Annotated in this window: 21 protein-coding genes and 2 pseudogenes; 9 read left to right on the top strand and 14 right to left on the bottom strand. The window is 75.1% G+C overall.

The window, feature by feature from the left end:
* Nucleotides 1-158: 158 nt before the first annotated feature.
* The 3 genes and pseudogenes from I4I82_RS27525 to I4I82_RS27515 form a co-directional block, all read right to left on the bottom strand.
* Nucleotides 159-542: pseudogene (locus I4I82_RS27525) on the bottom strand (SDR family NAD(P)-dependent oxidoreductase); the annotation flags it as partial.
* A 54-nt stretch (nucleotides 543-596) separates the two neighbouring features.
* On the bottom strand, nucleotides 597-1,424 hold the full coding sequence (locus I4I82_RS27520) for a DNA/RNA non-specific endonuclease (protein WP_218588836.1): 828 nt from the start codon (nucleotides 1,422-1,424) through the stop codon (nucleotides 597-599).
* Between the two features lie 49 nt (nucleotides 1,425-1,473).
* On the bottom strand, nucleotides 1,474-1,776 hold the full coding sequence (locus tag I4I82_RS27515) for a Dabb family protein (RefSeq protein WP_218588835.1): 303 nt from the start codon (nucleotides 1,774-1,776) through the stop codon (nucleotides 1,474-1,476).
* A gap of 181 nt (nucleotides 1,777-1,957) precedes the next feature.
* Here I4I82_RS27515 and I4I82_RS27510 point away from each other — a divergent pair, with 181 nt between their 5' ends.
* From I4I82_RS27510 to I4I82_RS27480, 7 genes are read left to right on the top strand one after another with little or no spacing between them, the layout of a single operon-like run.
* Nucleotides 1,958-2,932 (top strand): LLM class flavin-dependent oxidoreductase, encoded by a 975-nt coding sequence (locus I4I82_RS27510; protein WP_218588834.1) that lies wholly within the window; start codon nucleotides 1,958-1,960, stop codon nucleotides 2,930-2,932.
* A gap of 17 nt (nucleotides 2,933-2,949) precedes the next feature.
* A complete protein-coding gene (locus I4I82_RS27505; protein WP_218588833.1) occupies nucleotides 2,950-3,723 on the top strand; it encodes an enoyl-CoA hydratase-related protein in 774 nt (257 codons plus the stop codon).
* A gap of 5 nt (nucleotides 3,724-3,728) precedes the next feature.
* Nucleotides 3,729-4,889: an acyl-CoA dehydrogenase family protein gene (locus I4I82_RS27500; protein ID WP_218588832.1), complete on the top strand. Its 1,161-nt coding sequence runs from the start codon at nucleotides 3,729-3,731 to the stop codon at nucleotides 4,887-4,889.
* A complete protein-coding gene (locus I4I82_RS27495) occupies nucleotides 4,882-5,910 on the top strand; it encodes an acyl-CoA dehydrogenase family protein (protein ID WP_218588831.1) in 1,029 nt (342 codons plus the stop codon). The genes I4I82_RS27500 and I4I82_RS27495 overlap by 8 nt, the downstream gene beginning before the upstream one ends.
* On the top strand, nucleotides 5,907-7,547 hold the full coding sequence (locus I4I82_RS27490; protein WP_218588830.1) for an AMP-binding protein: 1,641 nt from the start codon (nucleotides 5,907-5,909) through the stop codon (nucleotides 7,545-7,547). Before I4I82_RS27495 ends, I4I82_RS27490 begins: the two co-directional genes overlap by 4 nt.
* Entirely contained in the window at nucleotides 7,544-8,407 is an 864-nt protein-coding gene (locus I4I82_RS27485) for an SMP-30/gluconolactonase/LRE family protein (protein ID WP_218588829.1), read from the top strand. The genes I4I82_RS27490 and I4I82_RS27485 overlap by 4 nt, the downstream gene beginning before the upstream one ends.
* A gap of 58 nt (nucleotides 8,408-8,465) precedes the next feature.
* The gene (locus I4I82_RS27480) at nucleotides 8,466-9,668 is read left to right on the top strand and encodes a TetR/AcrR family transcriptional regulator (RefSeq protein ID WP_218596210.1); all 1,203 of its coding nucleotides are present in this window, start codon (nucleotides 8,466-8,468) and stop codon (nucleotides 9,666-9,668) included.
* 10 nt (nucleotides 9,669-9,678) lie between these two features.
* On the opposite strand, the gene I4I82_RS27475 is transcribed toward I4I82_RS27480, so the two are convergent.
* The gene (locus I4I82_RS27475) at nucleotides 9,679-9,945 is read right to left on the bottom strand and encodes a DUF1330 domain-containing protein (protein WP_218590402.1); all 267 of its coding nucleotides are present in this window, start codon (nucleotides 9,943-9,945) and stop codon (nucleotides 9,679-9,681) included.
* 49 nt (nucleotides 9,946-9,994) lie between these two features.
* Between I4I82_RS27475 and I4I82_RS27470 the strand changes: the two genes are divergently transcribed.
* Nucleotides 9,995-10,201: a hypothetical protein gene (locus I4I82_RS27470; protein WP_218590403.1), complete on the top strand. Its 207-nt coding sequence runs from the start codon at nucleotides 9,995-9,997 to the stop codon at nucleotides 10,199-10,201.
* Nucleotides 10,202-10,490: 289 nt separating this feature from the next.
* On the opposite strand, the gene I4I82_RS27465 is transcribed toward I4I82_RS27470, so the two are convergent.
* From I4I82_RS27465 to I4I82_RS27420, 10 genes are all read right to left on the bottom strand, one after another.
* A complete protein-coding gene (locus tag I4I82_RS27465; RefSeq protein ID WP_218590404.1) occupies nucleotides 10,491-12,167 on the bottom strand; it encodes a (2,3-dihydroxybenzoyl)adenylate synthase in 1,677 nt (558 codons plus the stop codon).
* Nucleotides 12,148-14,178, bottom strand: a complete 2,031-nt coding sequence (locus I4I82_RS27460; protein ID WP_218590405.1) for an acetate--CoA ligase family protein — start codon at nucleotides 14,176-14,178, stop codon at nucleotides 12,148-12,150. Before I4I82_RS27460 ends, I4I82_RS27465 begins: the two co-directional genes overlap by 20 nt.
* Entirely contained in the window at nucleotides 14,175-15,737 is a 1,563-nt protein-coding gene (locus tag I4I82_RS27455; protein ID WP_218590406.1) for an FAD-dependent monooxygenase, read from the bottom strand. The genes I4I82_RS27460 and I4I82_RS27455 overlap by 4 nt, the downstream gene beginning before the upstream one ends.
* A gap of 3 nt (nucleotides 15,738-15,740) precedes the next feature.
* On the bottom strand, nucleotides 15,741-16,556 hold the full coding sequence (locus I4I82_RS27450) for a fumarylacetoacetate hydrolase family protein (protein ID WP_218590407.1): 816 nt from the start codon (nucleotides 16,554-16,556) through the stop codon (nucleotides 15,741-15,743).
* The gene (locus I4I82_RS27445; RefSeq protein WP_218590408.1) at nucleotides 16,553-17,638 is read right to left on the bottom strand and encodes a cupin domain-containing protein; all 1,086 of its coding nucleotides are present in this window, start codon (nucleotides 17,636-17,638) and stop codon (nucleotides 16,553-16,555) included. Before I4I82_RS27445 ends, I4I82_RS27450 begins: the two co-directional genes overlap by 4 nt.
* A gap of 209 nt (nucleotides 17,639-17,847) precedes the next feature.
* Nucleotides 17,848-18,084: a DUF8691 family protein gene (locus I4I82_RS27440; RefSeq protein WP_218590409.1), complete on the bottom strand. Its 237-nt coding sequence runs from the start codon at nucleotides 18,082-18,084 to the stop codon at nucleotides 17,848-17,850.
* Entirely contained in the window at nucleotides 18,081-18,734 is a 654-nt protein-coding gene (locus tag I4I82_RS27435; RefSeq protein WP_225920699.1) for a DUF2306 domain-containing protein, read from the bottom strand. The genes I4I82_RS27440 and I4I82_RS27435 overlap by 4 nt, the downstream gene beginning before the upstream one ends.
* Nucleotides 18,734-19,408, bottom strand: a complete 675-nt coding sequence (locus I4I82_RS27430; protein ID WP_218596209.1) for a hypothetical protein — start codon at nucleotides 19,406-19,408, stop codon at nucleotides 18,734-18,736. Before I4I82_RS27430 ends, I4I82_RS27435 begins: the two co-directional genes overlap by 1 nt.
* A gap of 112 nt (nucleotides 19,409-19,520) precedes the next feature.
* Nucleotides 19,521-22,229: a winged helix-turn-helix domain-containing protein gene (locus I4I82_RS27425; RefSeq protein WP_218590411.1), complete on the bottom strand. Its 2,709-nt coding sequence runs from the start codon at nucleotides 22,227-22,229 to the stop codon at nucleotides 19,521-19,523.
* Between the two features lie 4 nt (nucleotides 22,230-22,233).
* Nucleotides 22,234-22,539 (bottom strand): HNH endonuclease, encoded by a 306-nt coding sequence (locus I4I82_RS27420; protein WP_218590419.1) that lies wholly within the window; start codon nucleotides 22,537-22,539, stop codon nucleotides 22,234-22,236.
* A gap of 254 nt (nucleotides 22,540-22,793) precedes the next feature.
* On the opposite strand from I4I82_RS27420, the pseudogene I4I82_RS35100 reads away from it, so the two are divergent.
* Nucleotides 22,794-23,024, top strand: a pseudogene (locus I4I82_RS35100) (IclR family transcriptional regulator domain-containing protein); the annotation flags it as partial.
* Between the last annotated feature and the right edge of the window lie 67 nt (nucleotides 23,025-23,091).

Here is a 23,091-nt window from a genome sequence, read left to right as displayed (position 1 = left end):
GCCGAGGTCGTTCCCGCGCGCTGAACCGGCTCCCGCGCGCCCCCGGGGCCTCGCGGGAGCAGGGAACGCGCGCGGGACGGCCGCGCCGGCCCTCCCGCGCGCCCGCACCCCACGGCGTCCGACCGCACCGCCGTCGCCGGGGCCGCACCGCCGTTGCGTCAGCGGTGCGGCCCACACGACGGCGGTGCGGTGGGTCGGTCAGACGGCGCCAGGAAGGGCGCGTACCGCTCGTCGACGGGCAGGTGCAGGCCCGCCCGCACCCCGCGGGCGGTGTCGTCGGCCAGCACCTCCGACGCCCCCGACTCCACCCCGTCCAGCACCTGCCGGACGACGTCGGCGGGCGAGGTCTTGGGGGCGTCGACGCCGGCCGCCATGTCGGTGTCGGCGTAGCCCATGTGGACCCCGACCACCTGCACGCCGCGAGGGGCGAGGTCGAGGCGCATCGAGTCGGTGGCGCTCCACAGCGCCGCCTTCGACACGCTGTAGCTCGCGCCGAGCCCGATCCACGACAGCGCCGACGCCACGTTGACGACGGCACCGCCGCGCTCGGCGAGCCCGTCGGCTGGCGCGACGTCGAGTACGGGCCGGCCGCCCCTTCACATCCGGATCTCGGACAGGGCGCCCAGCTCCACCCACCGCTCGCGGGTGCCGACCGACGCGGCGGCCGGTAGGCGGTCGGCCGCGGCGAGTGGGCCGAGGTCCAGCCCGGTGAGGGCGGCGATGTCGGCGACCGGCACCTGGAAGATGCGGAACGGGCCCAGCGGCGGCGGCTCCCCGGCCAGCCGCGCGCGCTCGGTCTCCAGGTCGATGTCGTCGAGCTGCGGGGTCTGGTCGAGCACGTACCCGGTCGTCGCGAGCACCGGCTCCGCGTCGGGTGCAGGACGCGCGACCCAGGCGGCCACCTTCCAGAACAGGCGCGGGATCCCCACGCCGCGGTAGGGCGGGTCCTCCGCGGCCAGGACCGGCGCGGTGAACACGCTCACCCGCGCGTCGTAGGTGTCGGCGTAGGCGAGCACGTGGTCCTCGAGACCGAGCCACAGCTCGCGGGACTGGTTGAACAGCCCTGCCTGCGGCGCCGCGTTCGGGTAGACGAACGTGTCGCACTCGGCCTGCTCCGCCTCCGCACCCCACACGGGGTCGCTGCGGCGCACGAGGTGCCCGCGGTCGAGGTCGTTGTCGGCGTAGACGTCCGCGCCGGCCTGCTCCCCCGCGTCGACGCGCAGGTCCAGCCGCCAGCCGTCGCTGCGGTCGAGGTCGCGCAGGGCGGCGCCGTCGATGTTGACGCCGGTCGCCACCGCCAGCCGCCGGGCCGGGTCGAGCAGCACCGTGAAGTGGACGTAGGTCAGCTCGCGCACCACCCGGTCCGCCGCGGGCAGCGGCACCGGCACGTCGAGGAAGGTGGCGTCGTACCCGGGGGCGGTCATGCTCCCACCCGATCACGGCCGGCGGGACGCCGCAGCCACCGGACCCGACTCACGCGTCGGTCGGTCCGTCCCCGACCACGAACTGCACGCTGTGCACCGACGCGACGTGGTCGCGCGGCACCGCCAGGTGCGCAGGGTGCCGCAGGTACTCCCGGAAGTCGTCGGCGTCCGCGAACTCGGTGACGACCGCGTAGTCCGCGTTCGTCGGCCGCTCCCCCAGGTCGCGCCCCTGCCGCGTGCGGATCGGGAACGGGACCTGGTCGGGCAGCGCCGCGAGCGCGTCCCGGAACGCCTCGACGTCGGCGTCGGTCGCGGCGTCGGTGAACCTGAGCGTGAGGCAGTGCAGCAGCATGGCGCCCTCCTGGACCTGCGGGTGAGTCCTCATGGACATTAGCGCTCTGCACCCACGATAACCAGTAGTCATCGTATTTCTTGCGTTAGTGTTCGTTGACAAGCTCACGTCGCCGGACCTACTTTCTGTCCCCGACACCCTCCGCCGGAGCGCGTGTCCACCACGACCGGGAGGCCCGACGATGAAGCTGGGATGCTCGTTCGCCACGTCCCTGGAGACCCCAGAGCACATCCGCATCGCGGAGGAGCTCGGCTACGAGAGGGCCCTCTGCTACGACTCGCCCGCGCTCTACCCGGACGTCTGGATGGTGCTCGACCGGGCCGCGGAGCTGACCGAGCGGATCGTGCTCGGCCCGGGCGTGCTGATCCCGAGTCTGCGCCACCCGATGGTCACGGCGTCGGCGATCACCACCCTCGTCCACACCGCCGGGCCCGACCGCGTCCTCATCGGCGTCGGCAGCGGCTTCACCGGTCGCCTCGCGATGGGCCGCCCGCCCGTGCCGTGGGCGCAGGTCGAGCACTACACGCGGGTCGTGCAGGCCCTGCTGCGCGGCGAGCAGGTCGAGTGGGAGGGCGCGGTCATGCAGCTCATCCACCCCGACGAGCGGTTCGGCCCGGCCCTGCCGGTCTCGGTGCCCTGGGCCGTCGCCGGGGAGGGTCCGAAGGGCACCCGCGTCGCGAAGGACCTCGGGGCGGACCTGTTCCGGATCACCGTCCCCGAACCGGACTTCGGCCCGCAGACGATGATGGTCATCGGCACCGTGCTCGACGACGGGGAGGACCCCGGGTCCGAGCGCGCGGTCGACGCCGCCGGCCACGCCGCCGCCCTGTTCCTGCACTGGGCCGTCGAGCACGGCGTGATCGACGAGCTGCTCGGCGAGGGCGGGCACGTCTGGGCGGCGGCCTACGACCACGTCCCCGCGGACGTCCGGCACATCGCGCTGCACGACCGTCACGTCGTCGGCCTCAACGACATCGACCGGCCCTTCGTCACCCGCGAGGTGATGGCCGGCTCCGGCGTCGCGCTCACCCGCGACCAGTGGCGGGACCGGCTCGCCGAGCTGGAGAAGGCCGGGTGCGGACACGTCCACTTCCAGCCCGCCGGGCGCGACATCCCCCGCGAGCTCGAGGCGTTCGCCGCCGCCTACCACCGCTGACCCGAGGAGAACCGCGCATGGACGACCTGCAGCTCATCGAGTGGCACGAGGACGGCCCGATCGCCACCGCGTGGCTGGACCGGCCCCCGGTCAACGCCACCGATCACCAGCTCTACAGCGAGATCCGCACGTTCTTCCGCACCCTGCCCGACCGCCTCACCACCGCCCGGGTCGTCGTGCTCGCGGGGCGGGGCAAGCACTTCTGCGCGGGCAACGACCTCGCCGAGTTCCAGACGCTCGACCCCGACAACGCGCCGGAGCGGCTGCTGCTGGCCCGGGAGGCGTTCTGGGCGATCTACGACTCGCCCTACCCGGTCATCGCGGCGGTCCACGGCGTCGCCGTGGGATCCGGCCTCGCGATCGCGGCCTCGTGCGACCTCGTCGTCGCCGCGGAGGGCGCCCGGTTCGCCACCCCCGAGGTCAACGTCGGGGTGCTGGGCGGCGCGAAGCACCTGTCCCGGCTGGTGCCCCAGGGGATGGTCCGGCTGATGCACTACACCGGCGACCTCTACCCCGCCGAGCAGCTCCTGCCCTACGGCGGCATCGTCGAGATCGTCCCGCCGGAGCAGCTGCTCGACGCGGCGCAGGAGCTGGCGCGGTCGATCGCCCGGCACAGCCCGGTCACGCTGCGCCTGGCCAAGCGGAGCCTCAACGGCATCGAGTACTCCGACCTCAAGGCCGGTTACGAGTTCGAGCAGGGCCTCACCCGCGAGCTGTCGGGCTACGAGGACTCGAAGGAGGCGGTCAACGCCTTCCTCGACCGCCGCTCCCCCGTCTACACGGGGCGGTGAGCGCGGTGACCGACAACCCGGTGACGGGGGAACCGCTCGAGGCGTTCCGCGACCGCGTCCGGTCCTGGCTCGCCGGCACAGGGATCCCCGAGATCCCCGAGGACCCCGACGGCCGGTTCGCCGTGCTGCGGCGCTGGCAGCGGACGCTGTTCGACGGCGGCTGGGCCGGCCTCGCCTGGTCGCGGGAGGCGGGCGGCCAGGGGCTCACCCACGCCCACCAGCTCGTGTTCGACGAGGAGCTCGTCCGGGCCAGGGCGCCGCAGCCCGTCGGCCTCATCGGCCTGGAGGTCGTCGGCCCGTCGATCGACCGCTACGGCACCGAGCAGCAGCGCCGCGAGCTGCTGCCCCGGCTGCTGTCGGGCGAGGACATCTGGTGCCAGGGCTTCTCCGAGCCCGAGGCCGGTTCCGACCTGGCCTCGCTGCGCACCCGGGCCGTCGTCGACGGCGACGACTTCGTGGTCTCCGGCCAGAAGATCTGGACGAGCTGGGCGCACAAGGCCCAGTGGTGCGCGCTGCTGGTCCGCACCGATCCCGCGGTCCGCAAGCAGGCCGGAATCAGCTACCTGCTCGCCGACATGGCGAGCCCCGGCATCACGACCCGACCCATCCGGCAGATGACCGGCGACGAGGAGTTCTGCGAGGTCTTCCTCGACGAGGTGCGCGTGCCGCGCGGCAACCTGCTGGGCGGCCTGGACGACGGCTGGGCCATCGCCACGCACACGCTCGGCAGCGAGCGCTCGGGCGCCAACCTCCGTCGCCGCGTCGAGCTGGAGGTCGCCCTCGACGACGCGGTCGCCGCGCTCCGCGCGCACGGCTCGGTGAGCGACCGGGCGCGGGACGCGGTCGGGCGCGCGCACATCGCGATGCGCGTCCTGGACGCCCAGACGCGGCAGACCGCGGCCCGGCTCGTCGCCGGGACCGGGCCGACGCCGGCCGACTCGGTCGACAAGCTCGTCCTCAACGACGTGGAGCAGACCGTCTTCGCCGAGATCGCCGGCCTGCTCGGCGCCCTGCGTGCGGTGCCCGGCGCGAGCCCGTCGGGCCTGCGGTCGGGGCACTGGGCGCACGAGCACCTCTACTCCCGCGCCGCCTCCATCTACGGCGGGTCCGCGCAGGTCCAGCGGACCATCGTCGCCCAACGACTCCTGGAGCTCCCCCGTGGCTGAGCAGCACGAGTACGCCACCGCGGTGGACGACTACCTCACCCGCGCCTACGACGGCGACCGCCGCCGCGTGCTGCTCGACCGGGGCGGCTGGGACGCCGAGCTCGCGGCCGAGTCGGCCGACCTGGGCTGGTACGCGCTCGCCGTGCCGGAGGACCGGGGCGGCCTCGGCGCGACCCTGTCGGACCTCGGCCCGGTCTTCGAGCAGTACGGACGGCACCTGGTGATCGGCCCGCAGCTGGAGAACAGCCTGCTCCCGGCGCTGGTGGAGGGCGTCGACGCGGACGGGAAGGGCGTTCCGGCCGCGCTGGTCGACCCCGGTGCCGGCGCCCTCGGGACGGCCGTCCTGACCGGGGACCGGCTCACCGGCACCGTCGACGCCGTCCGGTTCGCCGCGCAGGCCGACCGGCTGGTGGTGGTCGCCGGGGAGGCGGTCTGCCTGGTCGGCGCGGCCGCGCCGGGGGTGCGCATCGAGGCCCTCGACAGCGCCGACCCCGCCACCGCGTTCGCCCGCGTCACGCTGGAGGAGGTCGTCCCCGACGAGGTCCTGACGGGCGACGGGCGCGTCGCCGGCCTGCGCTCCTGGGCCCGGCTGCTGCTCGCCTGCGAGCTCAGCGGGCTCGCCCGGGGCGCCCTCGACCGCACCGTCGAGCACATCGGGCAGCGCGAGCAGTTCGGCCGGCCCATCGGGAGCTTCCAGGCGGTCCAGCACATCGCCGCCGACATGCATGCGCGGTCGACGGGGCTGCACAACCTGTGCCTGTCCGCCGTCGCCGACGCCGACGGGGCGCCGCCCGCGGCTCTGGACCTGCTCGCCTCTACCGCCAAGGCGCACGCCGCCGAGGCCGCCGTCGGGGTCTGCGAGGACGCGATCCAGCTGCACGGCGGCATGGGGTTCACCACCGAGAGCGACGTGAGCTGGTTCTACCGGCGCGCCCTGGCGCTGCGCGGCTGGTACGGCGACGAGGTCGAGCTCCGGCAGCGGGTCGGCGCCGCCCTCCTGGACGGCGGGAGGGCGGCGTGAAGGCGACGGTGCCCGACGGCGGGCGCGCCCGCCGCAGCACGGAGGCGGGCCACTGGACCGACGACCTCGTCGACGCCCACCTGGCCGCGGTGGCCGGGCGCACACCGGACGCGGTCGCGGTCGTCGACCGCGGCAGGCACTGGACCTACCGCGAGCTCGACGACGCCGTGGACCGCTTCGCCTCGGCCCTGCGGGGTCGCGGCGTCCGGCCCGGCGAGGTGGTGTCGTGGCTGCTCCCGAACTGGACCGAGGCGATCGTCGTGCACCTCGCCGCCATCCGGCTCGGCGCCGTCAGCAACCCGATCATCCCGATCTACCGGCACCGCGAGACGGCGTTCATCCTGCGCCAGGCGGCGTCCACGGTCGTGGTGGTGCCGCACCTGTTCCGGGGGTTCGACTACCCCGGCATGGTCGACGGGATCCGGGCGGAGGTCCCGGCGCTGCACACCGTCGTGGTCGTGGGCGCGGGGCCCGACGACGGCCGGCTGCGCTTCGAGGACCTGCTCGCCGAGGGCCGCGACGAGGGCCGTGCCGACGAGGGCCGTGCCGACGAGGGCCGTGCCGACGAGGGCCGTGCCCCGCGCACCGCCGCCGACATCGCGCTGCTGCTCTACACCTCCGGCACCACGTCGGCGCCCAAGGGCGTGCTGCACAGCCACCGGACCCTCGAGCACGAGAACCGCAGCATGATCGAGTTCTTCGGTCTCACCGCGGCCGACGTCGTGTTCATGCCCTCGCCGGTCGGTCACATCATCGGCGTCCTCTACGGCATGCAGCTGCCGTTCATGCTCGGCACCACGGTCGTCCTGCTCGACGTCTGGGAGCCCGGGCGCGCGCTCGACCTGATCGAGGAGCACCGCTGCAGCTTCGTGGTGGCGGCGACGCCGTTCCTGCACGGGCTCGTCCACCACCCGTCGCTGCCGCAGCACGACGTGAGCTCGCTGCGCGTGTTCGCCTGCGGCGGCGCCGACGTGCCGCCGGAGCTGGTCCGGTCGGCGACCACCGCGCTGGGGTGCACGGTCAGCCGGGGCTACGGCTCCACCGAGCACCCCACCGCGACCAGCAGCAACGCGACCGACCCCGTGGAGAAGCGGGCGCAGACCGACGGTCGCACCATCGGCGCGGCGGAGGTGCGGCTCTCGGCCGACGGCGAGCTGGAGGTGCGCGGGCCGGAGCTGTTCCTGGGCTACCTCGACGCCGCGCTCGACGCCGACGCCTTCACCGTTGACGGCTGGTTCCGCACCGGCGACCTCGCCCGCATCGACGCCGACGGCTACGTGCAGATCGTCGGCCGGAAGAAGGACATCATCATCCGCGGCGGCGAGAACATCAGCGCCCGGGAGATCGAGGACCAGCTCTTCGAGCACCCCGCGGTCGCGGACGTCGCCGTCGTCTCCACACCCGACCCGGTCCTGGGCGAGCGGGTCTGCGCGGTCGTCGTCCCGGCCGCCGGGGAGAGCGTGACGCTGCCCGCGATCGTCGCCTGGCTCACGGAGCGGCGGACGGCCCGCCAGAAGCTCCCCGAGCGCCTGATCCTGCTCGACGAGCTGCCCCGCAACCCCAGCGGCAAGGTCCAGAAGTTCCGGCTCCGCGATCTCGCGCGAGCCGGCCGAACCCCCACGGAAGTGACGCGATGAAGCAGCACACCCTGACCGAGTTCGCCTCCGGCCACCGGTTCCTCGAGTCCCTGCGCTGGCGCGACGGCAGGCTGTGGGCCAGCGACTTCTTCAGCGGGAAGGTACTGGTCTTCGACGCCGACGGCCGCGCCACGACCGTCGCCGAGGTCCCGGGGGCGCCGTCGGGACTCGGGTTCCTGCCCGACGGGTCGACGCTCGTGGTGTCGCAGGCCGACGCCACCGTGCAGCGGATCGCCGCCGACGGCGCCCTGTCCCCCTACGCCGACTTCGGCGACATCGCCGGCGGACCCGGCAACGACCTGCTCGTCACCGCCGCCGGGCACGCCTACGCCGGCAACTTCGGGTTCGCCGTCGGCACCGAGGACCCGAGGCCCACAGCGCTCGCGCACATCGACCCGGAGGGGAAGGTGCACCGCGTCGAGGGCGACGTGCTGTTCCCGAACGGCATGGCGCTCACGCCCGACGGGGTCCTGCTCCTCGCCGAGACGTTCCTGCACCGGATCACCGCGTTCGACGTCGCCGCCGACGGCTCGCTGACGCGCCCGCGCGCCTGGGCCCAGCTCGCGGACGGGTTCATGCCGGACGGGATCGCGCTGGACGACGAGGGCGGCGTGTGGTTCGGCAACGCGCTCACCACCGGCGACGACGCGGGCTTCTACCGCGTCGTGGAGGGCGGCGAGCTCACCGACAAGGTGCCCGTGACGGGGGCGCAGGCGATCTCCTGCGCGTTCGGCGACGACGACCTCGGCACGCTGTACATGACCTGCAACGCCACCACGCTGGAGGAGTTCGTGCAGGGCCGGTCGACCGCGGTGGTCGCCGCGGCCCGCGTGGGGCGCACGGGCGCGCCCGCCGCGTGAGCTCCCGCCGTGGTCCCTCTCGCTAGGATGCCGCCGCAGGGCGAGAGGAGACCACGGCATGGACGCTGCCCCGGCAGGGTCACTGCCCCCACCCCGCACCCGCCCCCGGCACCGGCGGGCCGAGATCGCCCGCAACGCCGGCGAGCTGTTCAGCGTCCGCGGCTTCCACGCCGTCCGCATGGACGACATCGCCGAGGCCAGCGGCATCACCGCCCGCGCGCTCTACCGCCACTACGACAACAAGCAGGCCCTCCTCGCGCACGTCGTGCGGGAGGACCAGCAGCACGTCATCGACGTCATCACCGAGCTGGGCGAGCGGCCGCCCGGGCAGGACGACGTCGACGCCCGCCTCGTCGCGCTCACCGGGGCCGCGCTCGACAGCCGCCGGCTGTCCCTGCTCTGGCAGCGCGAGGCCCGCCACCTGGCCGTCGACGACTTCCGCCTGGTCCGGCGCCGGACGCGGTGGATCGCCGAGCAGCTCGAGGAGCTCGTCGTGCGCGCCACCCGGGGCGACCTCGACCGCGAGACCGCCGACATCCGCGGCTGGGTCACCGTCAGCATCATCTCCGGGCCCGGCTTCTACGACAGCGCGCTCCCCCACGCGCGCCTCACCCAGGAGCTCGCCGAGGCGGGCAAGCGGGTGATCGCCGCCCCCGTGGCCGCCGCGCCGGTCGGGCCGGTGCACGAGGCCGACCGGGAGCCGAACGCGCGTCGCGAGCAGCTGCTCCACGTGGCGGCGCGGGAGTTCCGCGCCAAGGGCTTCGCCGGCGTCAGCATCGACGACATCGGCGCCGGGCTCGGCATCGTCGGCCCCGCTCTGTACCGCTACTTCGACACCAAGGCCGACATCCTCGTCGCGGCCGTCAGCCGGTTCCACGAGTGGCTGGCGCTGGAGGCCGACCGCGCCATGCGCACACCCTGCCCCGACGAGGCGGTGCTCGGCCTGCTCATCGAGGGCTACGTCCGCGTCGCCCGCGAGGCCACCGACCTGCTCGCCGTCGGGCTCACCGAGCGGCTCTACCTCCCCGACGCCGCCCGGGAGCGCATCGACCGGATCCAGGCCGACCACGTCCTGGAGTGGCAGCGGTGGCTGTCGGTCGCCCGGCCCGACCTTCCCGACGCCCTCGCGGCGACCCTGGTGCGCACGGCGAAGACGCTCGTCGACGACTGCGTGCGGATCCCCCACCTGCGGCGCTACCCCGTCCTCACCGCGGAGCTCGTCGGCGCGGCCCGGGCCGTGCTCGGGCTGCCGCAGGCGTGACCCCGCCGGGTCAGCCGGCCGGAACGGTCGGCTGCAGGACGCTCTCGACCAGCGCCTCGGCCCGCAGGTGCGCCCCCGCCCGGTACTCCGGGTCGCGGACCACGTCCACGAACGCCTGCCGGCTCGGGTAGCGCACCAGCACGACCGTGTCCCAGGCCTGCCCCTCGTCGGCGACCAGCGCGCGGCCGCCGTCGCCGAGGTGGAGGACCTCCAGGCCGTCCCCCCGGGTCCCTCGCCCGGCATCGCATCCAGGGGCGGCCTCGTCGATCTCGATCATCGTGTCTCCTCGCTCCTCGGGTCCTCCTCTCCCCCACATACTTGTAAGCGTGCACGCACGTGAGCGGGTGGTGGTGCGCGGGGCGTCGTGGAGGAGGATGGGCCCGGTGACCCCCGGCCTGCTCGTGCAGCTCGTGCTGGCGACGTCCGTGCTCACCCTCGGCGTGATGCTCGCCGCCGTCGGGGCGCTGCTGCCCGGCGTGGCCTGCTGCCTCGGGGCCGGCGCCTGGCTGGCCCGGTCGTTCCGCCGGCTGTAGCGGGCGATCACCGAAGCCGCACCACCACGGTCCCTGGGGCGACCACTGCGGCGCACTCTCGACCTCGCGCACGGGATCGACGGCCGGCGCCGCGATCCCGCGGCCGAGAGGGCGGCACCTGGACCGAGATCGGCGCCGCCTACGACACCAGCACGCAGGGCGGCCAGCAGCGGTTCCGCCACGCCCTGGCCGCCACCGAGGACGATCCCGAGGTCGCGGGCCGTCGTCGGCGGCGCCGGAGGGCGTAGGGCCCGACCACAGCCAGGTGGGGGTCACGCGCCCGGCCGCGTCAGGCGGGCGTGCCGCTGAGCCGCTCGGCGATGTCGGCGCGCAGGGCCTTCTTGTCGATCTTCCCGACCTTCGTGGCGGCCAGCTCGTCGACCAGGACGAGGTGCTCGGGCAGCTTGAAGCGGGCCACGCCGACGGCGTCCATCGCGTCGCGGATCTCCTCCAGCGTCACGGTCGCGCCCGGCCGGGGCACCACGTACAGGCAGACCCGCTCCCCCAGCTGTGGGTCGGGCATGGCCACCGCGGCCACCTGCGCCACCGCGGGCAGCTGGTGGACGAGGTTCTCGACCTCCTCGGCCGAGATCTTCTCCCCGCCCCGGTTGATCATGTCCTTGTCGCGGCCCTCGACGACCAGGTTGCCCTCGGGCGTGCGTCGGCAGATGTCGCCGGAGCGGTACCAGCCGTCGTCGGTGAAGGCGCGCGCGTTCTGCTCGGCCGCCCGGTAGTAGCCGCGCGGGGTGTAGGGGCCGCGGGTGAGCAGGGAGCCGGGCTCGCCCTCGGGGACGTCCCGGTCGAGCTCGTCGACGAGCCGGACCTCGTCGGCCGGGCTCATCGGGCGCCCCTGGGTGGTGCAGACGACGTCGTCGGGGTCGTCGAGCCGGGTGTAGTTGAGCAACCCCTCGGCCATCCCGAACACCTGCTGCAGCCGGCACCCGAGCACCGGCGCGACCCTGCGCGCCAGCTCGTCGGCGAGCCGGGCGCCGCCGACCTGGAGCACGCGCAGCGGCGCGGGCGCACCGTGCTCGGCGGCGTGGTCGAGCCAGCGGCCTGCGACCGCGGGGACGACCGCCGTGTGCGTGACGCCCTCGTCCCGGATCGCGGCGAAGGCGCGGACGGGTTCGGGCGAGGGCAGCGTCACGACCACGCCCCCGGCCAGCAGCGTCCCGAGGATGCCGGGGCAGGCCAGCGGGAAGTTGTGCCCGGCGGGGAGACTGACCAGGTACACCGTCCCCGCGTCGACGCCGGCCATCTCGGCGCTGCGGCGCGCGTTGTAGGCGTAGTCGTCGTGGGTGCGGGCGATGAGCTTCGGCAGCCCGGTCGTACCGCCCGACAGCAGGAAGACGGCGACGTCGCGGCTACCCGGGGCCAGGGCGTCGAGCCGGGCCCGATCGGCGGCCGGGTCGCCGGGGCCGCACAGCGCGCGCAGGTCGACGCTGCCGGGCGCGACGTCGTCACCCGCGACGAGCACGTGCCACGGACCGCCGGTGGCCTCGCGGACGTCGTCGGCGAGCTCGTGGGCGAACGCCTGGTGGTCGAAGTCCCGCAACCGGTCGGGCACGGCGATCGCGGTGGCCTCGGCGTGCCGGGCGAGGTGGGCGAGCTCGGTGCGACGGTGCGCGGGCAGCGCCATGACCGGCACGATCCCGGCGCGCAGGCACGCCAGCGTGAGGACGACGAACTCCCACCCGTTGCCCAGCTGCACCACGATCCGCTCCCCCGGCGCCATCCCGAGGTCGAGCAGGCGGGCCGCGGCGGCGTCGGCGCGGTCGGCGAGCTCCCCGTGGGCCAGCCGCACGCCGGCGGCCACGTCGACCAGCGCCGGGGCCTCCGGGTGCCCGTCCGCGACCTGCCGCAGCGCGCTGCCGAGCGGGACGCCGAGCCAGAAGCCCCGGGCGACGTAGTCCTCGACGACGTCGGACGGCCAGGGCACGGTGTGGTCACGGACGGGGCTGGGCATCGCTGGTCTCCCGGGGGATGACGACGGCGTCGAGGGCGACCGGACCGGCCGCGGTGACGCGCAGGGGGTTGATCTCGATCTCGGCGAGGCCGGGGTTGGCCACGAGCAGCTCGCCCAGTGCGGCGACGACCCGGCCGAGCGCGGGCGCGTCGAGCACCGGGCCGCCTCGCCAGCCGTCGAGCAGGGCGCGTCCGGCCAGGTCGTCGGGCATGTCCGCCGCCTCCGCCGGGGTGAGCGGGGCGAGCCGGATCGCGACGTCGGCGAGCGCCTCGGCGGTGGTGCCACCGATGCCGAGCAGCACGATCGGCCCGAAGACGGGGTCGCGGCGGGCGCCGAGAACCAGGTCGACGCCGGCGGGCGCCATGGACTCGACGAGGCAGCGCCCGGCCGGCAGCGCGTCGAGGGCGGTGTCGAGCTCCGCCGCGGTCCGGACGCCGAGGTGCACGCCGCCGGTCTCGGTCTTGTGCAGGACGGCCGCGTCGAGGACCTTCACGGCCACCGGCCCGCCGAGCTCGGCGAGCGCCGCGTGGGCCTCGGCGCGCGAACCGCACGCCCGGCGCGCGGGGGTCGTGACGCCCAGCAGGTCGAGCAGACCCTTGGCCCGGTCCTCGTCGTGCGGGCCGTGGATCCCGTACGGCACCTCGGCGGGCGCCGTCGGGGCGGCGGCGCGGGACCGGGCGCGGGCGTCGGCGACCAGCGCCCCGGTGGCCGCGGCCACGCCGCGGGGGTCGGCGGCGACCGCGATCCCGGCGGCGAGCAGGGCGCGCCGCTGCCGCACCACCTCGTCGCCGGCGCCGCCGACGCCGAGCACCACCGGCACGTCGGCGACCCGGCCCTCCGCGGCGGCCGCGACGAGGTCCACCGCGTCCGGCTCGTGGAGGGCGTACGCGGCGAGGACGTCGACCCCGGGGTCCGCGGCGACGGCGCGCAGGATCCGGCCCAGCTCCGGGCCGGGGCGGCCGGTGTCGACCGGGTTGGCCTGGAACGTGAGCGGGGGCAGCAGGGCCGCCAGCGCGTCACGGGTGGCGGGGACGAGCTCCGGCACGTCGATCCGGCGGCCGCGCAGGTCGTCGAGCAGCAGCAGGCCCGGTCCGGCCTGGGCGGTCACGACCCCGACGCCGGCCGAGCGCGCGGGTCGCGCGCGCGTCACCGACAGGGCGCCGACCGCGTCGACCAGCTCGCGCTCGTCGTCGACGACGACCGCCCCGGCCTGCGCCAGCGCCGCGCGGGTGGCGCGCCAGGACGTGGCGAGGGCGCCGGTGTGCGAGGCGGCGAACGCCCCGATGTCGTGGCGCCCCACGACCAGCGCCACGACCGGCCGCTGCGCCGAGAGCCTGCGGACGGCCGCGACCAGCCGGGGGCCGTCGGCGACGGACTCGAGGTGCAGCGCGACCGCGGTGGTCCCCGGGTCGCCCGCGAGGTGGTCGAGCACGTCGGGCGCGGAGACGTCGACGGCGTTGCCCAGGCCCACGGCCAGGCTGAGCCCGTGCCCGGCCTCGGTGAGCAGGAACGCCAGGACGTGGTTGACGCCGCCACTGGCCGCGACGACCGCGACCCGTCCCGGCCGCACCTGCGCCACGCCGGGCACGAAGCTGGCCGTGACGCCGGCGTGCGGGGCGAGGAAGCCGCTGGTGTTGGGGCCGAGCAGGCGGATTCGGGTACCGGCGACGACGGCGGCGAGGTCGGCCTGGTAGCCGGCGCCCGGCCCGCCGGCCTCGGCGAACCCGCCTCCGCAGACCACCGCCGCCCCGGCGCCCGCGGCCGCCGCCTCGGCCACGACGGCCGCGCTCGCGGCGGCGGGGACGCAGACGATCGCCAGGTCGACCGGCCCGTCGTCCGCGGCGGCGGCGACGCTCGGGTGCATGGTGTCGTCGCGCGGGTTGACCAGGGCGAGGTGCCCGCCGAACCCGGCGAGCGACCGCGCCATCGTCGCCCCGAGCTTGCCGGGGTCGCGGGAGGCGCCGACGACGGCGATGCCCTTGGGGGCGAACAGCGCGTCGAGGCCCGTCACGTCGGGACCCCGACGAGGTCGGCCCGGCCGGACAGGACCGTGGTGACCGCGCGGTCGCGCAGGTCGTCGCCGCCGTCGATGTCCACCAGCAGCGCGGGCAGCCGCTCCTGCATCCGGGCCTGCTCGCAGACCAGGGTGCGGGTCAGCGCCGTACCGCCGTGCACCGCGACGAGCACCGGTGCCCGCTCCCCCAGGGCGGCGAGGCGGCGCAGGCGGTCGACGACCTCCGGCAGCCCGTCCTCGCGGGCGGGGGCCTCGACGCAGGCGGCCCAGGCACGGGGCTGCGGCTCGTCGGCGAACGGGAGCCCACCCGCCACCGCGGTGGACGACACGCGCACCAGCCGCTCCGGCGTCGACCACCCCCCGCGCTCGAACGGCGTGTCCAGCGGCTCGGCGCCGTGGGCGTCGACCCAGCCGCGGTGGCTCGCCGCAACGAAGTCGGGGGCGCGCCGGGCCAGCCGCGCGTCGGAGATGCTGCGGGAGAGGAAGTGGTAGGCGAACTGCCACGGCTCGAAGGCGTCGTGGTAGCGCCCGAAGTGCTCCCACCAGGCCAGGCTCGGGCGCGCCGAGTCCTGGATCCTGCGCACCGACGGCTGGGCCGCCTCCTCGTACGCCGCCAGTGCGGCGGCGACGTCGTCCGGGTGCGCGGCCAGCGCCGCCGACAGCGCGACCGCGTCCTCCATCGCCATCTTCGTGCCCGACCCGACGGAGAAGTGCGCGGTGTGCACGGCGTCGCCCAGCAGCGCGACCGGGCGCGGCGCCAGGCTGTGCCAGCGCTGCGTGCGGCGGGTGCGGAAGTTGCCCCAGCGGGAGTTGTTGGTGAGCAGCCGCCTCCCGTCGATCTGGTCGGCGAACAGCTTCTCCAGGTAGTCCTTCGTGACCAGGTCGCTGACGCCCGGCGGCTGCGTGACGTCGAACTCGTCGAGCCCGGCGCGGCGCCAGGAGGCCTCGTCGGTCTCCACGATGAAGGTCGACACCCGGTCGGAGATCGGGTAGCCGTGCACGGCGAAGACGCCGTCCGGGCTGCGCTCGTGCACGAACGTCAGGCCGTCGAACAGGTAGTCGGTGCCGAACCAGACGAACTTCGCCGTCGCCGTCTCCACCTCGACGCCCAGGTCGGCGTCGAGCTGCTCGCGAATGGTCGAGCTGCTGCCGTCGGCGGCCACGACGAGGTCGTAGCCGGCGAGGTCGTCGAGGGTGACCTCGGCGGAGAACCGCAGCTCGGCGCCGACGTCGCGGGCGCGGGCCTGCATGAGCGCGAGCAGGGTCGTGCGCACGACGGACGCCATGCCGTTGCCGCCGCAGCGGATGCGCTCGCCCTTGAGCCGCACCTCGATGTCGTCCCAGTGCCGGCCGTGCTCGGTGAGCGCCTGCCGCAGGACCGGGTCGGCGTCGTGGATGCCGGCCAGGGTGCGGTCGGAGAACACGACGCCGAAGCCGAAGGTGTCGTCGGCCTTGTTGCGCTCGAAGACGGTGACGTTGGCGGACGGGTCGGCGCGCTTCATCAGGGTGGCGAAGAACAGCCCACCAGGGCCGCCTCCCGCGACGGCGATGCGCATGCCTCAGGCGCCCGTCACGAGGGTGTTGCGCTGCTCGCCGACGCCCTCGATCCGGGTGACCAGCTCCGAGCCCTCGGCCAGGTAGCGCGGGGGCGTGCGCGCGTGGCCGACCCCGCCCGGCGTGCCGGTGGCGATGAGGTCGCCCGGGACCAGGGTGATGATCTGCGAGATGTAGGCGACCAGGTCGGCGGGCGAGAACACCAGGTCCGAGCTGTCCGCCTTCTGCACGACGTCGCCGTCGACCTCGCAGGTGATCTCCCCCGGCGTCCCCTCGTCGACGACGAGCCACGGCCCGACCGGGGTGCTGCGCTCGAAGGTCTTGCCCTGCAGCCACTCGATCGACCGGTACTGGAAGTCGCGCGCGGTGACGTCGTTGACGACCGTGTACCCGGCGATCGCGGCGGCCGCCTGCTCCGGGGTGGCGTGGCGGACCTCCGCGCCGATCACGACACCGAGCTCGGCCTCCCAGTCGACCTGCTCCGACCCCACGGGCATCTCCACCGGGTCGTGGGCACCGACCAGCGCGCGGGCGAACTTGGCGAACAGCGCCGGGTACCGCGGCAGCTCGCGGCCCATCTCCAGGATGTGGGTGCGGTAGTTCAGCCCGACGCAGAACACCTTCTCCGGACGCGGCACCAGCGTGGCGTAGTCGAGCCCGGCCAGGTCGTGACGGGGCCCGTCCGCGGCCGCCGCGGCGTCCTTCCAGTCCGGGCGGGCCAGGAACGCGCCGAGGTCGGTCGCGCCGAGCTCGACCGCGGCGTCGTCGTCGATCCGGACCGCGGCGGTCCCGGTGGTGGTCCGGATGGTCGCGAGCTTCACGAGCGGTCCTCTCGGGAGGTGCGGGCGAGACCGAGGGCCTCGAAGACGGGGGCGTCGGAGAAGGCGAAGGCGTCGAGCCCCTCGGGGCCGGCGTCGAACGCGAGCCCGGCCCAGGACGGCACGCAGAACAGGTCGCCCCGGCCGACCTCGTAGCGCTCGTCGCCGACCGTGACCACGCCGGAGCCCTCGAACACCTGCCAGACCGACGACCCGGCGGTGCGGGTCAGCGCCGTCGAGGTGCCCGCGCGAAGCCGGTGCATCTCGCAGCGCATCGTCGACAGGCAGTCCCCCGCCGTCGCCGGGTTGGTGAAGCGGACGACGGCGTGCCCGGGCTCGACGACGCCGGGGTGCCCCTCGTCCTCGAGCTCCAGCTGCGCGGTCAGGGCGGCGTCGGTGTGCTCCCAGCGGTAGGCCATCAGCGGTGAGGCCGTCGCGGCCGAAGCGCCGACGGGCGTGAGCCCCGGGTGCGCCCACAGCCGCTCGTTGCGCGACACCGCAGGGGTCTCGGTCGTGGACAGCACGTCGGGGCCGAACTCGAAGAAGCCGGCGTCGATCGTGCGGACCAGCGGGATGTCGAGGCCGTCGATCCAGGCCATCGGGTGGTCGGTGGTGTTGTGGTGTTCGTGGAAGTGCATGCCCGGGGTGAGCAGCAGGTCACCGCGGCGCATCGCGACCGGGTCGCCCTCGACGTTGGTCCACACACCCTCGCCCTCGACGACGAACCGGAACGCGGTCTGGGTGTGCCGGTGCGCGGGCGCCTCCTCACGCGGGCCCAGGTACTGGATGGCCGCCCACAGCGTCGGGGTGGCGTAGGCGGTGCCGGGCAGACCGGGGTTGGCCAGGGCGATCGCCCGCCGCTCCCCGCCGCGCCCGACCGGCACCAGCTCCCCCGCCTTCTCCGCCAGCGGCAGCAGCGTCGACCAGCGCCACAGGAACGGCACCGAGTCCGGCCGCGGGGTGACGGGCATCAGCCCGCCGATCTGGGTCCACAGGGGCTTCATGTGGGCGGCGTCGAACGCGGCGTACAGCGCGTCGAGCTGCTCCTGCTCCTCGGCGGTGGGGTCGTCGTGGACGGCGGTCATGCCAGGGCCTCCTCGTCGAGAGCTGAGGGGCCCACCGTACAACGCTTCGACGACGACCGTCCATCGCGCGTTACGTGTAGCAGTCGGGCCGGTGCGCGAACGGGCCCCTCGCCCGATGGGGCTGGGCGAGAGTGCCGTTCACCCGGCGGGTCTCACGCTCCCGCCCGCTCCGCACACCCCGCTCGAGCGCGTCTGACGCACCCGCTCGGTCACCGGCCCCGGGGACGGGGTCGGGGCTCGACGGCGCGGACCTCCAGGAGGACGGCGCCGATGTCGCGCAGCCCGGCGAGCACCCCGTGGAGCTCGGCCTGGTCGGCGACCGGCACGGTGACGGTCGTCGTGCCGTCGTCGTCGCGGGTCATGTGCAGGCGGCCGAGCCACGCCGACCAGTGGTCGTCGAGGTGCCCGGCGACGCGTATCGCGTAGGTCGTGGGAGCGGTGGTCACGCGAGCGCTCCTGCAGGCCGGGGACCTGTCCGCGCGGCGGGCCACCGCAGCGCCCACTCGGCCACGACCAGGTTGACCACCCACGCGCTGGCCATCAGCAGGGCGGTCGTCACCGGTGCGCGGCCGAGGACCGCCCCGCCGAACCCCAGGGTGAGGACCTGCGTGCCGGCGACGAGGCCGATCGCGTAGCTGCGCACCATCCACACCCGGTGCCGGCCGAAGTCCCGGCGCCGGGCCGCGAGCAGCCCGAGGACGAGGCCGGCCACCATCGCCACCCCGAACACGACCCGGAGCGGGTACAGCACCTGCCGATCGGCGTCGGGGTTCGGGAAGAACTGGTTCAACCACAGCGCCGAGAGCGCCACCCCGAGCCCGGCGACCACCAGGACGCGCCCTGCCCGGCGGTGCCAGGCGGGTCGTCGCGCCCGTACCCCGGGCGCGAACTGGAGGGCCCCGAGCAGCGCGAACACCGTGGCGCAGACGATGTGCACGACGACGGGCAGGGGAGTCGCGGTGTATCGGCCGTCGGGCGGCAGCACCGCCGCCCCGCCGGACAGCTCGGCCAGGCGGAGCGACCCGGCGACCACCGGGACGACGCCGAGCGCCACCAGGGCGGCGGGCACGCCCCACGTCGGGAGCCGGGTGGGCATCAGAGCGAGGTCTGCTGGGGACGCGCCACGGGCGTCGTGTCGCCGACGGACCGCCGCAGCCGCCACAGCGAGTAGCCGAGCCCGATCATGGCGATGCCGTTCGGGAACGCGAGCAGCCGGTAGAAGGCGTCGGGCAGCAGCGACAGCACGATGCTGACGACTCCCCCGAACGCGAGCAGTGCGGTCGCCCAGCGGGCGAGCACCCGCGCCCGGTACAGGGCGACGCCGAGGACGAGACCGCCCGCCAGGTAGCTCAGGTCCTGGACCTTCCACACCAGGGCCAGCGCCCCGACGTCACCGGTGGCCGCGCCGCCCCGGGACACCGCGATCACGTCGCCGACGAAGCCGGGATCGGTCCCGGCGACGCCGGGCAGGACGAACGCGGCGGCGAAGGAGGTACACAGGATCAGGAGGTATCCGAGGGCCAGCACCAGGTAGCCGACGAGTCCGAGGACCCCGTTGCGACGGATCTCGCTGAGGTACATGCCGGTGATTCCGGTCAATGCCAGCGCCGCCATGGCGACCTTCAGAAAGCCGCGGAAGACGACCTCGGTCGTGGTGATGGAGGCGACGTCGAGGTGCGGGTGGTTGATCTGGACGCCGATGAAGATCGCACCGGCGGCCATCGCGGCGACGCCGGCCGCTCGGGTGAGGGACGAGGTGGTCACGGTCATGGCGGTGCTCCCGTCGTGGGCCGCGCGGGGTGCTCGGCGACGTCCGTGACGGTAGGAGGAGACCGGGTGAGGCCGCGTCACCATCCGATGTGACGGACGTGGTGATCCGCTCTCAGAGCAGGCCGAGGTCCGCCGCACGGCGCACCGCGGTGCGGCGGGTGTTCACGTCCAGCTTGGTGAAGATGTGCCGGGTGTGCGTGCGCAGCGTGTTCACCGAGACGAACAGGTGCCGCGCGATCTCCGGACCGCTGAGCTCGGTCGCCAGCAGGCGCAGAACCTCCTGCTCGCGCTCGCTCAGGCCCTCCTCGGGCGTGGGCCGAGCCGGGGTGGACGGCCGCCGGGCGGCGGCCACGATGTGCACGGCGTGCGTCCGCGCGTCGTTGCCGCCGGCGCGGGCGATGTGGTCGAGCAGCTCGGCCATCGGCGGTCCCTCGTCGAGGAAGAGCCGGCGGTACCCGGCCGGCACGCCGCGCGTGAGGGCGGTGGTGAGGTCGGCGGCTGCCGCGTCCGGGTCACCGCCGGCGCGATGGGCGAGCGCCCGCACCAGCTCCGCCTCGACCAGACTGCCCTCGCGGTCGGCCGCCTGCGCGGAGTCCACCACGCGGTCGAGGAGGTCGAGCGCCCGTCGCGGGTCACCCTCGGCGACGAGCAGCCGGGCGAGGGTGAGCTGATCGTGCTCGGCCAGGTAGGTCGGCGGGTCGGTCGGCGCGACACCGCGTTCGTCCGCCCACGTCCGCGCATCGATCGACCTGCCCTGGGCGATACGCACCCGGGCCCTGGTCGCCGCGATCGGCCGCACGTCCGGGAAGTACCCGGGCAGGAACAGCGCCTCGGCCCGGTCGAGCGCCAGGACCGCCCCGTCCAGGTCCCCCCTCGCCCGCAGCAGTGCGGCCGTGGCGGTGTGCCGGCGGTGGCGGTTCTCCCGCAGCGATGCCCGGTCACCGAGTTCGCCGGCCGCCTCGAGGTGCTCCTCGGCCGCGTCGAGCTCGCCCTGCTCGCACAGGACCTCGGCGAGGCCGACGTGCAGGTCCCCGGTGGTGGAGAGCACCGGCCCCGGGCGGGACCCGGCGACGGCCAGCGCGCGTTCGTAGAGCCGGCGCGCCTCGACCGGACGACCGCGCGCCAGCCACATGCCCGCCAGCACGACGGTCGCCCCCAGCTCGTCGGCGACCATCCCGGCCGTGCGCAGGGCGGAGACCGCCTCGGTGAACGTCGGCACCGCGACCGCGAGGTCGCCCGACGCCCACGCCGCCAGGCCGACGAAGCCGGCCGCGGCACCACGCGGGAAGTGGTCCTGCGGCCCGGCCAGCGCGAGCGCCCGACGGGCATGGGCGACGGTGCCGTCCGTGTCGCCCCGGGCCTGCGCGACCGACGCCCGGTACACCGCGATCATCGCGGGCAGCGAGCGGATCTCCGCCGCCCGGTCCCGTACCGCCTCGGTCGACGCGCCGACCTCCGGGATCGTGGACGGGGCCGCGTCGAGGGCCGCCTCGGCGTCGTCGAGCCACGGCTCCACACCGTCGACGTCGCCCTCGGAGAGCCGGCTCCACGCCGCGTACGTCGCGAGCAGCGGCCGGCGGCGGACGACCTCTTCGGGCAGCGCCGCGAGCCAGGCGCGCAGAACGTGGTCCTGGCGGCGCCGGCGCAGGTCGGCCTCGGCGAGCTCGACGAGATCGGCGGCCTGCTCGTGATCGCCGCCCGCGACGGCGTGCCGCACCGCGTCCGCGAGCAGCCCGTTCGCGGCGAGCCAGCGCCCGGCCGCGGCGTGCAACCCCGGGACGCGGTCGCCCGGCCGGGCGGCCGCCCGGGCACGCAGAGCGTCGGCGAAGAGGTGGTGGTAGCGGTACCACCGGCGCTCGTCGTCGAGCGGGACGACGAAGAGGTCGTCGCGCTCGAGGGTCTCCAGCACCCGCTGGCCGTCCGACCGCCCGGTGAGGGCGTCGCAGAGCGGACCGCTGAGCTGGTCGAGGATCGAGGTGTCCAGCAGGAACGCGCGCACCTCGTCCGACCGGCGGTCGAGTACCTCCTCCACGAGGTAGTCGAGGACGAACCGGTGGCTGCCGGAGAAGGCCTCGACGAAACCGGTGACGTCCCCGGACCCGTCCGCGCCGGCCCGCGACCGGGCCGACAGCGCGGCCAACTGCAGCCCGACGGCCCACCCCTCGGTGCGGGCCGCGAGCGCCGTCACGAGTGCGGGGTCCAGGCGCAGCCCCATCACGTCGCCGAGGAACGCCTCCACCTCGCCGGAGGTGAACCGGAGGTCCGCGGCCCGCACCTCCGCCAGCTGGCCCCGTGCGCGCAGCCGGGCGAGGGGCAGCGGCGGATCGGCCCGGGTGGCGATCGCCAGCACGACCTGCGGAGGGAGGTTGTCGAGGAGGAAGGCCACCGCCTCGTGGACGGCTGCCGCACCGATCACGTGGTAGTCGTCGAGCGCGACCACCACGGGCCCGGCGAGGAGGTCGAGGTCGTTGAGGAGGCTGACCAGCACCTCGTCGGACCCGCCCGCCTCCAGCAGCGCGAGCGCCTCGGCACCGGCCTCGGGTTCGACCGTCCGGATCGCGGCCACCAGGTGCGTCAGGAAGCGCTGGAGGTCGGCGTCACCCGGGTCGAGGGCCAGCCATGCCACCCGGCGCGGCGACGGCTCGCCCGCCGACAGCCACTGGGCCAGGAGCGTGGTCTTCCCGAACCCGGCCGGTGCCGCGACGAGCACCAGCCGCAGACCCGTCCCCTCGTCGGCGCGCAACCGGTCGACGAGGCGGCCGCGCGGCACGAGTCGGCGGCGCGGCACGGGCAGGTGCAGCTTGGTGCCCAGCACAGGCATCCGGTCAGCGTAGGCCCGCCGTGCGCACGACCATGGCCGACCGGATCTCGATGTAGCGCCCCAGGAACGCCTGCTCGTCGAGCCGCTTGCGGCGCAGCCACCCGGTCACCTCTTCGTTGCACTTGCTGCTGTTGCACGAGCGGCAGGCCGGTACGACGTTGTCGACGGTGTAGCGCCCCCCGCGTGAGATGGGCAGGACGCAGTCGCGCTGCGGCACACCGTCGGCGGCACCGCAGTAGGCACATCCGCCCCACGCCACCTGCAGTGCGCTCCACTGCTCCTCGGTCAGGTCGTGGCTCACCGCAGCCATCCGCTTGCGGCGCCGCGCTCCTGCCCGCGCCTTCCGGCTCCTCGCCACCACATCGGCAGCGTAGGGCTCCGCACGCCCCGACCACGTCGGCACTGCGGTCGCCGCCCCTCGCGGGGGCCCGCGGCGTCGCGAATCTGCTGGCCCTCACCCCGACGGCGACGAGATCGAGGGCGAGGACGACGAGCCCGCACCCTCCGCCCGAGGCTGATCCGGCCCGACGTCGACAGCGACACGGGCGGCCGACGACGCGGTCGATGACGGTCGGACTCACCGAGGCACGCACCCTCGCGGAGCACCTCGACAGCGTTCGCCGGGCAGGTGTGGCCGTTGCGCGCGACGAGCGGGAGCAGGGCCTCAGCTCCGTCGCTCGTCCCGTCTTCGGTGCGACGGGTCGCCCCGTCGGAACGATGGCCCTGTCCGTGCCCACCTTCCGGCTCGACGAGCAGACCGAGCCGCGCCTGGTCCAGGCGAATCGGCGGACCGCCGCGGTGCTGTCGGGGCGGCGCGGCCACATCGCCACGGCGGACGTTGGACCCACCGGGACCCGGACCG

It is taken from the genome of Pseudonocardia oceani (genome assembly GCF_019263585.2).
GTDB lineage: Bacteria > Actinomycetota > Actinomycetes > Mycobacteriales > Pseudonocardiaceae > Pseudonocardia > Pseudonocardia oceani.
Note: the sequence above shows the minus strand (reverse complement) of the source record. Positions and strands in the feature narration are given on the sequence as shown.

Excerpts from the sequence above, each read along its gene's own strand:
- I4I82_RS27465 (WP_218590404.1), bottom strand. The coding sequence starts at position 12,167 with ATGCCCAGCCCCGTCCGTGACCACACCGTGCCCTGGCCGTCCGACGTC.
- I4I82_RS27515 (WP_218588835.1), bottom strand. The coding sequence starts at position 1,776 with ATGCTGCTGCACTGCCTCACGCTCAGGTTCACCGACGCCGCGACCGAC.
- I4I82_RS27425 (WP_218590411.1), bottom strand. The coding sequence starts at position 22,229 with ATGCCTGTGCTGGGCACCAAGCTGCACCTGCCCGTGCCGCGCCGCCGA.
- I4I82_RS27480 (WP_218596210.1), top strand. The coding sequence starts at position 8,466 with ATGGACGCTGCCCCGGCAGGGTCACTGCCCCCACCCCGCACCCGCCCC.
- I4I82_RS27455 (WP_218590406.1), bottom strand. The coding sequence starts at position 15,737 with ATGCGCATCGCCGTCGCGGGAGGCGGCCCTGGTGGGCTGTTCTTCGCC.
- I4I82_RS27475 (WP_218590402.1), bottom strand. The coding sequence starts at position 9,945 with ATGATCGAGATCGACGAGGCCGCCCCTGGATGCGATGCCGGGCGAGGG.
- I4I82_RS27435 (WP_225920699.1), bottom strand. The coding sequence starts at position 18,734 with ATGCCCACCCGGCTCCCGACGTGGGGCGTGCCCGCCGCCCTGGTGGCG.
- I4I82_RS27510 (WP_218588834.1), top strand. The coding sequence starts at position 1,958 with ATGAAGCTGGGATGCTCGTTCGCCACGTCCCTGGAGACCCCAGAGCAC.
- I4I82_RS27485 (WP_218588829.1), top strand. The coding sequence starts at position 7,544 with ATGAAGCAGCACACCCTGACCGAGTTCGCCTCCGGCCACCGGTTCCTC.
- I4I82_RS27505 (WP_218588833.1), top strand. The coding sequence starts at position 2,950 with ATGGACGACCTGCAGCTCATCGAGTGGCACGAGGACGGCCCGATCGCC.
- I4I82_RS27430 (WP_218596209.1), bottom strand. The coding sequence starts at position 19,408 with ATGACCGTGACCACCTCGTCCCTCACCCGAGCGGCCGGCGTCGCCGCG.
- I4I82_RS27420 (WP_218590419.1), bottom strand. The coding sequence starts at position 22,539 with ATGGCTGCGGTGAGCCACGACCTGACCGAGGAGCAGTGGAGCGCACTG.
- I4I82_RS27445 (WP_218590408.1), bottom strand. The coding sequence starts at position 17,638 with ATGACCGCCGTCCACGACGACCCCACCGCCGAGGAGCAGGAGCAGCTC.
- I4I82_RS27520 (WP_218588836.1), bottom strand. The coding sequence starts at position 1,424 with ATGACCGCCCCCGGGTACGACGCCACCTTCCTCGACGTGCCGGTGCCG.